A 13,748-nucleotide genomic window follows, 5' to 3' on the forward strand; every position below is an offset into this window, starting at 1 on the left:
CCAGTAGAGGCTAGAGGCGCTCATGGGAGCTTTATTACAGAAAGAACTCAAGACACTGTGGAACTCACCTTGGCAATTAGCTTTGGTGACTTACATTCCCATCATCAGCATGTTGTGTTTATGGTGGCTATTTAGTGCAGGTTTACCACGACAATTACCCGTAGCAGTGGTTGATTTAGATAACAGCCAGCTAACGCGAACATTGACTCGCAACCTCAGTGCTAACTCCGTTATCAGCCCTAAAACTTATCCTAATCTGGCACTGGCTCAAGAAGCTATGAGTACTGCAGAGGTCTATGCGCTGGTAGTGTACCCCCATCAGTTTAAGCATGGCTTATTAACAGGCGCTAGCCCGACCATAGATATTCGTTATAACAGCCAGTTCTTATTAGTCGGTAAGTTGTTATCCAGTCAATTACAATTAAGCCTTGGCTCAGGGTTAATGCAAGTGGCGGGGCTAAAACAACTTTTAGGCGGTGCCAATAAAGCATCTGTTGCAGTAAATTTATCCCCAGTGACCAGTCAAACCACGGCTTTATTTAATCGTAATAATAACTACGTCGGATTTTTAGTGCCGCCAGTATTAATTGCATTGCTGCAGTTATTATCAATGATGGTGTTCGTGAATAGCTTAAATGCTAGTTTGATCAAAGGTGAAGATAAATGCTTATTGCCTGATAATTTTTGGCAATTAGTGGCCACTAAAGTCATGCTCTACACGCCAATCATGTTGCTCCATGGCGGCTTTATTTTAGTTTGGTTATATGGCTATTTAGGCTTACCCATTGCTGGCAGCTTAGGCTTGTTAGTACTGACTCAGGCCATGATGCTAGGGGCCTTGTGGCTATTGGTCATATTAGTGGTGGTGGTTATGCGCGAGCCTGCTGGCAGTATCAGTATGGGCTCGGCGATGTTTGCGCCAGCATTTGCCTTTATGGGGATTACATTTCCAGTTAATGATATGCCGCAATTGGCGCAGTGGTGGCGATTGTTAATGCCTTCAAGTCATTATATGGACACCCATGTTATTGTGGTTAGCTATGGCGCCGAGGCTGGGCAGGTATTATTGCAATCTAGCTCCTTGTTATATTTTCTCGTGTTATTGCCTATTGCTTGGTTATTAGTAAAAATTATTCGTCAAAAACAAGCGCCGGTAAATAGTGCTGAGTCGTTAGCTGTTGTGAGCCAACAGCAGGAGGCACGATGAATAGGTTGCAACTTGTTATCGCTGATTTTAAAGCGCTGTTAAGTGATAAAGATATTGTACTGACGGTTTTTGGCGGCTTACTGTTTTACTCGGTGTTATACCCTCTGCCTTATTTACATCAAGTCCCTACCGAGCAAAAAATTGTCGTGGTAGATCATGATAACTCTTCATTGAGCAGACAGTTAGTGCGTCATGCCGATGCCAGCCCCAAAATCAAAATAGTCAGCCAAGTGGCCAGCATCAATGAGGCGCAGCAGTGGATTGCTAACGGCAATGCCTTTGGTTTATTGGTTATTCCAGAAGGCTTTAGGCGTAACCTACTGCTGGGTAAAGGGGCAACCTTAAGTTACGGTGGTGATGCCAGTTACTTCTTAATTTATTCTGCGGTAGCAGAAGGGTTAGTGGCAGCAGGCATGGATGCCAGTAAACAAGTGCAAATGATAGGCTTACTGGCGCGGGGCGAGAATCCGCAGCAAATTCAACAAGATCTTAATTCAGTCAATTTAAATAGTGTGCCGGCATTTAATCCAAGTTTAGGCTATACCCCTTATGTGGTGCCGGGATTATTTTTACTGATCTTGCATCAAACCCTCTTGATAGGTGCCAGTATTTTAGGCGCAGGCCAATGGCGTAAACAGGGCTATTGGCAGCAGGTATCGCCACTGGCGTTGATCACCGCACGAATAGCCGTTTTCAGTTTAATTTATAGCTTTTTTTCATGTTTTTATTTGGGCTATTGCTACTACTTTTACGGCGTTAGTGTGCAAGCGAGTTTAGGCCAAGTGTTGCTGTTTATGGTGCCATTTATATTATCGACTGCGGCGTGCGGGGTTGCATTAAGCTGTTTGTTTGTCAGGCGTGACTTACCCACTCAAGTATTATTATTGGTCTCAATGCCGATTTTATTTGTCTCAGGCTTTGTGTGGCCGCTGGCATTAATTCCTGAGCCGTTAGTGCAAGCTTCGCAAATTATCCCTGCTGTACCTGCCATTATGGGTATGTTGCAGTTAAATCAAATGGGCGCCTCATGGGATGCCATCATGCCAATGTGGCTGCAAATGTGGGGCTTATTTTTACTGTTTAGCTTGCTGGCTTATATTGGCGTAAGACGTCGATTATTTAGTAAGGAAGGGGCCAGTGTTTAGTTTTGAGTGGCGGCCTTTAGGGCTGTGAATTAGCTGGTTAATTATGGCGTATTGAGCTTAATTATCCAGTGATCGTGATATTGATATTTTTTTGATAAATAAAAATAGGTATATTCAGATGAAATATACCTATTTTGTTTTTCATGTCTTTGAGCTTAATCATTAAGCTTTGCTGTCGTTGTTGATCGTCTTCCAAATTATAACGTTCCTGTTTCAGAGCGACTTAATTCCGCTTCTAAGCGACTTAAGTTATGTTGGTAAATTGGCTCATGGTTGGCTTTTGCTGCTTTCTTAAAATCAGCCAGTGCGCCTAGATTATCATTAGCCATTAACTTCATAACACCACGGTTATTGTAGGCATAAGCTCGCATTTGCATTGAGGGTAACTTAGCAGCCTTATTGGCCATTTCTACCGCTTCAGTACAAGCTGTTTCAGCAATATCAAACTTTGAAAGCTTAGTGTAGCCAACACAAAGACTCAAACTGCGAGTGTATTTGTCAATGACAGTGGCGGTGGCAGCTTCTGTTAGGGCGATGCCTTCACTGATGTCACCAGATTGAATGGCATCAACTCCAGGTGTGTCTTCAATAAGTACCATTTTATATTTGCTCGTTTCGATGGCATTGGCCATCACAGCAGAGCTTGATAATAATAAACCAGCTGCGGTGATGATAGAGAGTGTTGATTTTTTCATGGTTATATTCCTTTATAGGTAGTAGCTAGTTGCTACAGGGCTAATTTAGGAAAAAAGTCTGAGGCTGACAAACGAGATAAATCAATTTGATAAGTGAGATTTATTCACTCATGAAGTGGTTAACCTATTAGTCAGCCCTGGTGAGGTGGTTTAAAAATGGAAGCGGGCGATAACCCAATCAATAAGTAACTGCACTTCAGGCTTGGTGACATTGTTATGGTTGATCAGATAGTAGCGGTCGTGACTGGTTAAAGATTGCTCAAATAATGAAATTAACTGATTGTTTTCAAACCATGATTTACTGATAGGCAGTGGGATTAATGCGATGCCTAAACCTTGCTCAGCAGCTCTTGCGACGCTAAACATACTATCTAATTGAATTATTTGTTTGGGTTTGAAATGATCAAGGCCAACACTTTCAGCCCATTGATGCCAGGCATAGGGTCTTGCCTGATGCATGATTAACGGGACTTCTAACAGGGCGCTAAAGCCTTTATGTTCAAGCCTGTTAAACAGTGCTGGGTTACAGGCTGGAACATAATTAAGCGGAAATAAATCATACGATTTATCAGGGTCTTGGCGACTACCAGATAACACGATCGACAGATCTGTATTGGCCGTTTGTTTGGCGCGGGTTTTAACGGTTTCGAGCTTTAAATTAATATTAGGGTATTCGTTTGACCAACCCACCAGTTGCGGTACAAACAGCTCACTGGCAAAAAATTCTGGCATTGAAATACTGACTTCATGCATGGTGTGGGCATTATTGAAGTTATTGACTGTTTCGGTCAGCTGCAGCATTAACGGGGTAATTTGTTGATAAAAGCGCATTCCTGTTTCTGTCAAAGTGATTGAGCGAGTTTGGCGAATAAATAATTGCTGTTGTAGGTTTTCTTCTAGCTGTTTAATTTGATGGCTCACCGCTGAAGGGGTGAGAAATAATTTTTGAGCAGTCTCTTTAAAACTGAGACATTCGGCTGCAACACAAAAACAACGCAAACCTCGTAATGAGGTATGTAAAGGTAGCATTTAAAATCCTTTTTACTAAAGTCGATGCAGGCTAAGCAAAGACTAGACCAACTAAATATTGTAGATAAAACAGATATTTAAAAGTTTAATTATTAGTCACAGTTACCAATAGTGCTTCTTTAAGCACTTATTTGGTGCATTAGCTTGATGTGGTGACTTTTCCTGAATAAGGTAAGGCCACATAAAATTAAGGCCTGCATTAGCAGGCCTTAATAGTTTCAGATCGTAATGGGGTTTTAGCAGTGCTATTGCACCGTAACCTTGACCGATTCTTCTGTCTTAATGCCACGCGGAGTGGTAACGGTTAAAGTAATGATGTCTTCACCAGTTTCATCAGCTGCGGTATAGCTAAACTGAGTCGCTACTTGATTACAAGAGTGTGTAGCATCCGATTTTTTAAAGCTAAAACAGGTAGCATTTGGAACTGTGTAGCCACTAAAGGTGATAGATCCATTGACTGCTGCAACCGTTAAAGTTGAACCTGCTGGCATCATTTGATTGGCACTGTCATACAGTTCAACTTCCACCGTTGTCATGCTTTCAGGTGAGACGGGTGAATCACCAAATGCACCATTATCATCAGAAGTAATAATAGTTGCAGTTGAGCCTGACATGGTTAATATCGTCGCTGCGCGAATGTAAGTTTTGTTCGCTTGGCCTTCACCGCACAAGCTACCTTCACATTGAGGGCCGTTGAATTTTCCGTCAGGACCAGAATAGCTGCTTTTACCTAATGCGCTGAAAAATGGTTTACCGGAAACATAAACACCAGTTTCATCATCATCTCTAAAAGCATCACCTAAATCGCTATAGCCACTCTGATGATAAGTTTCGATGTCCATACCATTGCCAGTACAAGCTACAAGCGTTACACCATCGGTATCTAAACATGCATTAATAATTGCACCGTCATCAGTTGGCTCAAAGTTTGACTCAGGATTTTTGTAAGCATCGGCATCATCAAAGATATTATTACCATTGGTATCAAAGAAGGTCTCATGACCTAAAGCATAAGCCAATACAGTGACGCGATGATCCGTTGGGCGTGGATCAGTTGAGGTCCAAACCACTGAACAGCTGCCATTGACAGTTAAACAAGATGGCTGAATTTGGCCACCTTCTGCGGTAAAGTTAATGGTGGTGTCATCGGGCGCTGGATTGCCAAAGCTATCAGAGGCGTAAGCGGTCATGGTGACTTCAACACCGTTAACATCAGCAGCTTCTGGGTTGAACAAAGAAGGAGAAATGTTAAAGCCCAGTTGTTGCGGCAGGCCTGTGTTAACGGTTAACTGCTCTGATTGAGTGGTAATGATGATGCCCGAATCTTTATCTTCTGCAGATGCTGACACTCTTACTGGGGTTGGCACAGTGCCAGACTGAACCGTAACGCTAACTAATCCGTTGGCATTACTAATAGCCTCATCACCATTGGCAAACTTTAAGCCGCCGATAACGGTGTCTAAACCAAAGGTCACCTTTTGCTGCGCTGCAGGTTGACCATTGGCGCTACTGATTAAGAAAGTCACTAATGAGCTTTCAGTAGAACCTGTACCGCCAGCGCCTTTAATGCGAATTTGGTTTGGCTCTGCAGAGATAAAGCTCAAGCTACCTAAAGTTTGGCGCTCTAAAGAGAAATCGAAGTTGGCGTTGTAGGTGTCATTACCAATAACGGCTGCAGCGATAATTCGTTGGCTGCGAATACTGTTGCCACTGCAACTGCTATCTTGAAAGGTTGAGTTGGCTCTGCCTGAGGATGTCGTAACCGGGGTATCAAGACTCGCATCGCCATTGGCGACACAATCAGAACTAAACGATACGCTTACGGGGGTCTGTAATGGCTCGAATGTACCGTCAGCCGCTTCAATAATCACATCAGCATAAACGCCAAAACTTGCCCCTGCACCGATGGTGTAGGTTAGAGGATCTGCGTCGGGGTCATCAGCGATTAAGGTTGAACCTAGCTTATCTTCGATGAATGTCTCATCGTCAACAAAATAACCAAACTTAATCGTGCCTTCAGGAATCACTTCATCGCCACTTAGCACTTCATAGGCACTGCTGCCTGAAATCGTGGTGCCATCAAAGTCAGTGCTGGCAATTAAGCTATAAGCGCCAAGTTCACTGCTGTTTGGGGTGTAGCTAACAGTAGCAATACCATCAGTAGAGGTTAAGGCGGTATTTGGCGATAAACTGGCGCTGCCAGCCTGGAAGCTCACTAATTGATCCGCTATTGGTTGATTGCTGCCATCTAAAACTGCTGCCGTAAGCAATACGGCTTGATCAATCTTAAAACGGGTTACCGTTTGCCCTGCCTGAGTAATACTGGCATTGATTGTGATGGTTTCAGGTGTTGGCGTGGTGGTTGAATTAATAAATTCAAAATTACGCGAGGCAGAAACACTGTCATCAGTTTCGGATTCAGTATCTGTAGGGGTATGAGACACCACTAAGGTACCTGCGCCGACAGTATTATCTGTGGTGCTGATGAATACGCTGGCGATACCACTGCTGTTTGTTAGTGTGCTATCAACGCTGGCTTGACCAAAATTTGGGGCAAAGCTGACAATGGCGCCACTGACATTACTATTGGATTGCTTTAACTGGGCTACTGCGCAAAAGCGCTCAGTGACATCAAAGCGTAATTCATCTGTGGTTTCAGCGCATTGACCATTAACAACGCTTTGGTAGCTTAGGCTAATGCTGTAACTGCCTTCGCCTCCACTGCCAGTATCGTTATCATCAGAAGGCCCATTACAAGCGGTCATTAAAAATAGTGAAGCAATAGAAAAAGGCAGTGCACGTATTATTGTATTTAGTGGCATCAGCAACATCCTTGTAAGTGGTGTTTATTCGGTTATTCCAGCACGTAAATATTTAAACAACTCGATAAATGATTTTGACTCAGGGCCTTTAGCGAGTTCTTTATTGGTTTGTCTGATTAATTGACGTAACTTTTGACGCTCAAAACTTGGGTATTCAGCCAGTAAAGCTTCAACTTCTTCGTTTGGATTTTCCAATAAGCGCGCACGCAATTTCTCAATTTTATGAACCTGTGCAGATTCATTATTGTTTTTATTCAATACATTATCGATTGATTTAATGATTGGCTCATGATCATAGCCACGCATTAGTTTGCCAATGTATTGTAAATGACGACGATAGGCTTCTGTTTTTTGCTTAATATTTTTGGCTTTTAATACTGCATCGTATAAAAACTCTTCTAGCTCGACTTTATCAAGCTGCGTTTTACTTAATGCAATTAAGCGCATGCCAAGCTCTTGAGCTTCTTCGCTTTCTTTTTTAAATTCTGTTCTGCTGACGTATTCATCGTCATTGTCGTATGGCTGTTTAAAGTGATCTGAATCGCCGACAATTTTCATAGTAATAAACCTCTCATAAATATCGGCGAATAATAGCACTTTCAGGGTGGTGTAGGCCACTGTATAACGGGTTTTCAAGCTTAAGCCGATGAATATTTTTTAAATATGTTAAGGCTGGTCAATCTTTGATGCTTACCATCGTCTTCAGCTTGCCAAAAGAGCAAGCCTGTAGAGACCGATTTATCAACCAGCTTCATAGAATCAATCTGCGAGAATTCAATATGATACTCACTGATTAACTTAAGGTTAGTTTATTTAGCGCCATTGTGGTGGGTAAATCCTTGTTTTGATGGTTATCAATACAGTTTTGAATTTGATATGCTAAGCCTAACAATGGAAACTAAAGAGTAAATTTGTGTCTACCAATAATATTGATACTGAATTAACGGCGTTACAAGATGCCGTTGCTGTCGCATTAGAGCATGCAAAAAAGTTAGGCACGAGTGCGGCTGAAGTTGCCATTAGCAAACAACAAGGTTTGTCGGTTTCAACCCGTGAAAAAGAAGTTGAAACCGTTGAATTTAATAAAGATGGTGCTTTAGGTATTACGGTTTATCGTGATGGTTGTAAGGGCAGCTCTTCAACTTCTGACCTTAGTCCTGAAGCCATTGCCGTTGCCGTTAAAGCCGCTGATGATATTGCCCGTTATACCTCATCAGACCCTTTTAGTGGCCTTGCTGATAAAGCGTTAATGGCGCAAACCATCCGCGATTTAGATTTATACCATCCTCAAGATATTACTCCTGATGAACTAGCTCAATTAGCCATTCGCGCCGAAGAAGCCAGTTTGTCAGTAGACAGTCGGGTGCAGCATTCTGATGGCGCGACCGCTAATGCTCATACTGCAGCCAAGGTCTATGGCAATAGTCACGGATTTTTAAAAGGCTATTGCAGCTCACGCTATAGCTTAAGTTGTGTGGTGATCGGTGAAGAAGACGATGGCAACATGCAGCGTGACTATGATTACACCATTGCACGTAAATATAATGAGTTAATGACGCCTGAGTCAGTGGGGATTTTAGCCGCTAACAAAACGGCTAGTCGTCTCAATGCCCGTAAAATTCCCACGGCTAAACTGCCTGTACTATTTTCGCCTGAAATCGCCACTGGTTTAATGGGGCATTTGATCGGTGCGATAAGTGGTAGCAGTCTGTACCGTAAATCGAGTTTTTTACAAGATTCGATTAATACGCAGCTGTTTCCTGAATGGTTTAACATCGAGGAAAACCCACATCTTATTGGCGCTTTAGCCAGTGCAAATTATGATAGTGAAGGTGTGGCTACCCAGCAGCGTAATATTATCGATGCTGGCCATTTATCCACTTACCTGCTAACCAGTTATTCAGCGCGCAAGTTAGATTTAGTCAATACAGGTCATGCTGGTGGCATTTATAACTGGACCTTAAGTCATAGCGGCCAAACCTTTGATGAATTAGTAAAAGCCATGGGCACAGGTCTTATCGTCACAGAAGTGATGGGCCAAGGTGTCAATATGGTCACAGGCGATTACTCTCGCGGCGCTGCTGGATTTTATGTTGAGAACGGTGAAATTCAGTTCCCAGTAGAAGAAATCACCATTGCAGGCAATTTAAGAGACATGTTCATGGGCATTCAAGGTGTGGCTAAGGATAGAGACTTACGTTCATCTATTCGCACTGGCGGTATCTTACTGAGTGAAATGAAAATAGCCGGTAGCTAAGCGCTGCACTGCAGTAATAAGTTTACTGTCTTAACCTTTAAAACACCGACTTGTCGGTGTTTTTTTGTTTTTGTCAGAGTAATGGAACCCTCTAATTTACATAGTCTTTATGAGCTTTACACTTCTTGACAATCGATTACGCTCAAGCTTAGTCCTATCCATTAATATGTAGTTAAATCGTTAATGGAGTTGTTATGTTTGATAAAAAAATGTGTGGATTAATGATGTTGGGACTGAGCTCCTTAACTCTGATGGGCTGTGATTCTTCTGATAGTGATGATAACAGTGAAACTGATAGTGCTTATATCCAGTTTTATAATGCGTCGGCTAACAGCACAGCCACATCATTGGTGATGGACGAGTATGAATACACTTCGGTGGCGTTTAGCGACAGTATGCCCCGCTATAGTTACGCTACTGGTAGTGTCACCATGGAGATCTATGGTTCAGATGAAAATGGTGATTCAAGCAGTATTTATTCTGAGGACATGGATCTAGATAAAGAAGAGAATCATTTATTTGTCCTTTATGGTGATTATCACTCGCCGGAGCTACTCAAGGTTATTTATGACCGCGCGGATATGGATGACCTCAATAGCGATGAAGATAATGAATACAGTAAAATGCAGGTGCTGGTTGCCAATGTTACTGCAGAGGAAATGGCATTTGATGCTTACATTTCCCTCGACACTGACTCATACGCCGATGCCACTATGATTGGTAGTGTCGATTACCGTGGGGTCACCTCAGAATTGATGCTCGACACTGATGACTATATTGTTTATCTCACCGACAAGGGTACAGATAATGTGGTCTACACCACAAGCAGTATGAGCTTAACCACAGAAACTGTTTATAAATTTATGATTAGAAACAGTTTTGGTTCAGGTGATTTAAAAGTGGTGATCGACAGTGTCGATTCAACCACAACGCCAACGTCTTACACTAACATCGATGCTACTGCAGATTTTCGGGTCTTTAACGGGCTAGAGCAACGTAGTTTAGATGTCGATGTGATCAGTAAAGCTGAGTCGCATTACTTACTTGATATCGCTCCTTTTACTGTAAGCGATTACCAACAAACCGGTTTTAATGATTATGGCGTCAGTGTCACAGATTCAGCCACTGCAGAAATACTGTTAGACAATGTACTAGTGACCTTTAATCAAGATGATGTCCGTACCTTATTGCTATACCAAGATGACACAATTAAAGGCATGGTCATTGAACATGATTTGCGCCCAAGAGCCTTTGAAAACAACGTTGATATCGTGAATTTATCGCAGGATTATGATGATTTAAGCGTGTATTTTGTTCGCAGCTCGGAGACGATTGAGTCGGCAGAATATAGCATCACGGATTTGGATTTTACCGATCAAGATAGCTTAGTATTACTCCATGATAATTATGAAGTTAATGTGGTTTATGAGTCAGATAACGGTACTAAAACCTTATTATATCAATCTGATTTTATTAGCTTTGACGGTGAAAGTAATTACAGCTTTGTATTAATGCCAGATAGCAGCAGCTCTTTTGGGTATAACTTGGTACAGCTTTAGTTATTGAGAGTCATAAAAACAGTAAATCAATCAAAATGCCGATAAATATTATCGGCATTTTTTTAAATTTGAGTCTCGCTGCGAGCTTTAACAGCAATTAATTATGTCATTCAGGTTGCCGTTAACGCCATATTAAACAATCGCTTAAAGGCATTTTCAAAAGCAGTTTGTACATCCTCAACACCCTGTGGCGGTAGTTGATTGATCATGTGTGCATAAGACACCGCTTGATGGGCATAGCAAACGACTTCAGCGATATTCCATGCGTCATGTAATTGCTCTATTGAGAGTAAATGGCGCCATTGTGATAAGTACTGATGAACTACAGCCTGTTGTTCATTAGTGGTTTTCATTCGATATAAGTAAGTGCCATCAATAAATGGGTGACTAATGCAGCCATCACTCCAGTCAAAGAAAATATGCCGACCGTTTACCTTAGCGATGTTCTCAATGTGTAAATCACTATGCACTAGCGTATTGGGTAAATTGAATTGCGCCAAGGCTGTAATTGAGTGTTGAAGTGAGATTAATATCGCCTGATATTGTTGATGGGTAAGCGCCATCGACGTTGGCAGCCTTGTTAAAATACTGTCATCATCAAATATGCTTTTGAGTTGTAGCGGTAAGTTGTGTATATCGCGAGTTAAACAACCTGATTGAGCTATTGCGTCAATATGATCAGCACTGTGTATTTGCATTTGTGCAAACGAAGCAAAAGCCTCAGCCCATGCGGTGAGCTGCACAGTATCTTCATAGGCTACGCCAAAATCCTCTGTCAGCATCCATTGCTTTGCTTCATCAATCGCTATCACTTTGGCCGACTGTTGCGGAAATAATTGACCCAGCTTTTGACAAAGTTTCGCTTCATTTGAAAATAATGGTAAATAAGCCGTCGCTTTAAAATACACATCACCTTGAGTGGTTGCTTGCTGTAAAACCTGCCCTAGAGACCAGCACTTTATTTCTACAAGGTCACCTATTGGCTCAATATTATGAGCTGCCAATACAGATGTTACCCAAAGGTTTGCTGCTTTAGGCCAACTTGAAGCTTGCCATGTTTGCAAGGGGAGTTGATGAGGTGTTTGTTGATTCTGTTGCAGACGCTTTTGCGCTATGGGGGAAGTCATTATTTGGATTCTATTGTTGTTATTGTTGCTTTTAGCATAGCCTTACCGATATCTAAAATGTGAATATACGTTTGCTTACGATTAATGTTAACGATTAAGTAATTGATAAGTATGAGTACTTTAAGGGTTTTCTTTATCGCTCCACACACTGGTATTGCACTTTTAATCATATGGACATTAAATATATTTACATAAATGTATCATTGAATCTTTAATTGCCACAAGCAACTATCAATCGACAATATCAATAATAAGAGAGAAGGTATGAAAACACAGATGATTACAGCCATCATAGCAAGTTTATTGTTATGTTCTGTATCTACAATGACGCTTGCTGAAGAGCAAGTGACACCTAAAAAGCAGGATTATAGTCGTCACATTCCTGTCGACAGTAGTGTTGTCACCAGCCATAAAACCAAAGTTAACGGTAATAGCTTCTCCTATACTGCAACGGTTGGAACACAGCCAGTATGGAATAAAAAAGGCGAGGCGGTTGCGACATTAAGTTATACCTATTATCAAAGAGATAATGTAAAAAATACTGCCAAAAGACCACTACTGATTTCATTTAACGGTGGCCCTGGTTCTGCTTCTGTGTGGATGGATATTGGCTATACCGGCCCGCGTGCTATTAATGTCGATGATGAGGGTTATCCATTACAACCTTATGGGGTGAAAACTAATCCATACTCGATTTTAGATATTGCAGACATTGTTTATGTAAACCCGGTTAATACTGGTTATTCAAGAGTGCTAGCTAATAAAGACGGTGAAATGCCAAGCAAAGATGAGCAGCAAGAGATGTTCTTTGGGGTTAACGCTGACATCAAATATTTAGCTGAATGGGTCAATACCTTTGTCAGTCGTACTGAACGCTGGCGCTCACCTAAATATCTGATTGGTGAAAGCTATGGCACCACCCGAGTTGCTGGGTTGGCACTTGAGTTACAAAATCGCCAATGGATGTATGTGAATGGGGTTATTTTAGTCTCGCCGACTGACATGGGTATTGAGCGCAAAGGCCCGGTTAAATCAGCTAACCGCTTACCGTATTTCGCAGCAGCGGCTTGGTATCACAAAGCCTTAACTGCTGAACTTCAACAAGCCGACCTTGCTGATTTTTTGCCTGAAGTTGAAGCCTTTACCATTAATGAATATATCCCTGCACTAGCTATGGGCGGCTTTATCGCTCCAGATCATAAACAAAAAATTGCAGAGAAAGTGGCGCTGTATTCAGGCCTCAGTGTTGATGTTATTTTGAAATCAAACCTTGATGTGTCAACTCGATACTTTTGGAAAGAGTTACTGCGTGAGCGTGGGCAAACCATTGGCCGTTTAGACTCACGTTATATTGGCATAGATAAACAAGATGTCGGTGATAGCCCAGACTTTAACGCTGAACTTATGTCTTGGTTACACTCCTTTACCCCTGCAATTAATGCTTACATGCGTGAAGAGCTAAATTACAAAACCGATGTAAAATATTACATGCTGGGTGATGTACACCCGTGGGATCGCACCGAAAATAAAACCGGTGAAAACCTACGTCAGGCGATGGCGCAAAACCCATATTTAAATGTGTTATTTCAAGCGGGTTACTATGACGGCGCGACGAACTACTTCGATGCCAAATATAGCATGTGGCAATTAGATCCGAGCAGCAAAATGAAACAACGCCTTAGCTTTAAAGGCTACCGCAGCGGTCATATGATGTATTTACGTGCCGAAGATTTAAAGCAATCAAATCAAGACTTACGTGAGTTTATTGAGAACAGTTTGCCAAAAGAAGATGCGGCAGCAAAATATTAACTGCTAATGTTTAAAAATAGCAAAGTCGCACTCATTTTAGGTGGCTGAGCTATTGATTAAAGAGGAGCTTCGGCTCCTTTTTCGATATTAAACTCAGC

Annotated in this window: 10 protein-coding genes; 5 read left to right on the forward strand and 5 right to left on the reverse strand. The window is 41.8% G+C overall.

Annotation, left to right across the window (positions count from 1 at the left end; all coding sequences use genetic code 11):
* Positions 1-22 precede the first annotated feature (22 nt).
* On the forward strand, positions 23-1,207 hold the full coding sequence (locus tag Q4533_RS06775; protein WP_102531485.1) for an ABC transporter permease: 1,185 nt from the start codon (positions 23-25) through the stop codon (positions 1,205-1,207).
* Positions 1,204-2,352 carry an ABC transporter permease gene (locus Q4533_RS06780; RefSeq protein WP_303502457.1) on the forward strand — a complete coding sequence of 383 codons (1,149 nt, stop codon included), beginning with the start codon at positions 1,204-1,206 and terminating at the stop codon, positions 2,350-2,352. The genes Q4533_RS06775 and Q4533_RS06780 overlap by 4 nt, the downstream gene beginning before the upstream one ends.
* A 197-nt stretch (positions 2,353-2,549) precedes the next feature.
* Here Q4533_RS06780 and Q4533_RS06785 read toward each other — a convergent pair whose 3' ends face one another.
* The 4 genes from Q4533_RS06785 to yjgA all read right to left on the reverse strand — a co-directional run bounded on the left by Q4533_RS06785 (position 2,550) and on the right by yjgA (position 7,456).
* Positions 2,550-3,047 (reverse strand): hypothetical protein, encoded by a 498-nt coding sequence (locus tag Q4533_RS06785; protein WP_102475466.1) that lies wholly within the window; start codon positions 3,045-3,047, stop codon positions 2,550-2,552.
* Between the two features lie 150 nt (positions 3,048-3,197).
* Positions 3,198-4,076: a LysR substrate-binding domain-containing protein gene (locus Q4533_RS06790; protein WP_303502481.1), complete on the reverse strand. Its 879-nt coding sequence runs from the start codon at positions 4,074-4,076 to the stop codon at positions 3,198-3,200.
* A gap of 245 nt (positions 4,077-4,321) precedes the next feature.
* Entirely contained in the window at positions 4,322-6,898 is a 2,577-nt protein-coding gene (locus Q4533_RS06795) for an Ig-like domain-containing protein (protein ID WP_303502483.1), read from the reverse strand.
* A 24-nt stretch (positions 6,899-6,922) separates the two neighbouring features.
* Entirely contained in the window at positions 6,923-7,456 is a 534-nt protein-coding gene (gene yjgA / locus Q4533_RS06800) for a ribosome biogenesis factor YjgA (RefSeq protein WP_303502504.1), read from the reverse strand.
* A gap of 355 nt (positions 7,457-7,811) precedes the next feature.
* Here yjgA and pmbA point away from each other — a divergent pair, with 355 nt between their 5' ends.
* Both pmbA and Q4533_RS06810 read left to right on the forward strand, forming a co-directional pair.
* A complete protein-coding gene (pmbA, locus tag Q4533_RS06805; RefSeq protein WP_102439985.1) occupies positions 7,812-9,155 on the forward strand; it encodes a metalloprotease PmbA in 1,344 nt (447 codons plus the stop codon).
* A 194-nt stretch (positions 9,156-9,349) separates the two neighbouring features.
* Positions 9,350-10,714, forward strand: coding sequence for a hypothetical protein (locus Q4533_RS06810; RefSeq protein ID WP_102439984.1), 1,365 nt, complete (start codon positions 9,350-9,352; stop codon positions 10,712-10,714).
* A gap of 110 nt (positions 10,715-10,824) precedes the next feature.
* Here Q4533_RS06810 and Q4533_RS06815 read toward each other — a convergent pair whose 3' ends face one another.
* Positions 10,825-11,841 (reverse strand): phosphotransferase, encoded by a 1,017-nt coding sequence (locus Q4533_RS06815; RefSeq protein WP_102439983.1) that lies wholly within the window; start codon positions 11,839-11,841, stop codon positions 10,825-10,827.
* A 324-nt stretch (positions 11,842-12,165) separates the two neighbouring features.
* On the opposite strand from Q4533_RS06815, the gene Q4533_RS06820 reads away from it, so the two are divergent.
* Positions 12,166-13,650 (forward strand): S10 family peptidase, encoded by a 1,485-nt coding sequence (locus tag Q4533_RS06820; protein ID WP_303502505.1) that lies wholly within the window; start codon positions 12,166-12,168, stop codon positions 13,648-13,650.
* The last annotated feature ends 98 nt before the right edge of the window (positions 13,651-13,748 follow it).

Source organism: Shewanella sp. 6_MG-2023, from assembly GCF_030547195.1.
Lineage (GTDB): Bacteria > Pseudomonadota > Gammaproteobacteria > Enterobacterales > Shewanellaceae > Shewanella.

Coding starts and splice junctions, on each gene's coding strand:
- Q4533_RS06775 (WP_102531485.1), top strand. CDS start 23: ATGGGAGCTTTATTACAGAAAGAACTCAAGACACTGTGGAACTCACCT.
- Q4533_RS06780 (WP_303502457.1), top strand. CDS start 1,204: ATGAATAGGTTGCAACTTGTTATCGCTGATTTTAAAGCGCTGTTAAGT.
- Q4533_RS06785 (WP_102475466.1), bottom strand. CDS start 3,047: ATGAAAAAATCAACACTCTCTATCATCACCGCAGCTGGTTTATTATTA.
- Q4533_RS06790 (WP_303502481.1), bottom strand. CDS start 4,076: ATGCTACCTTTACATACCTCATTACGAGGTTTGCGTTGTTTTTGTGTT.
- Q4533_RS06795 (WP_303502483.1), bottom strand. CDS start 6,898: ATGCCACTAAATACAATAATACGTGCACTGCCTTTTTCTATTGCTTCA.
- yjgA (WP_303502504.1), bottom strand. CDS start 7,456: ATGAAAATTGTCGGCGATTCAGATCACTTTAAACAGCCATACGACAAT.
- Q4533_RS06810 (WP_102439984.1), top strand. CDS start 9,350: ATGTTTGATAAAAAAATGTGTGGATTAATGATGTTGGGACTGAGCTCC.
- Q4533_RS06815 (WP_102439983.1), bottom strand. CDS start 11,841: ATGACTTCCCCCATAGCGCAAAAGCGTCTGCAACAGAATCAACAAACA.
- Q4533_RS06820 (WP_303502505.1), top strand. CDS start 12,166: ATGACGCTTGCTGAAGAGCAAGTGACACCTAAAAAGCAGGATTATAGT.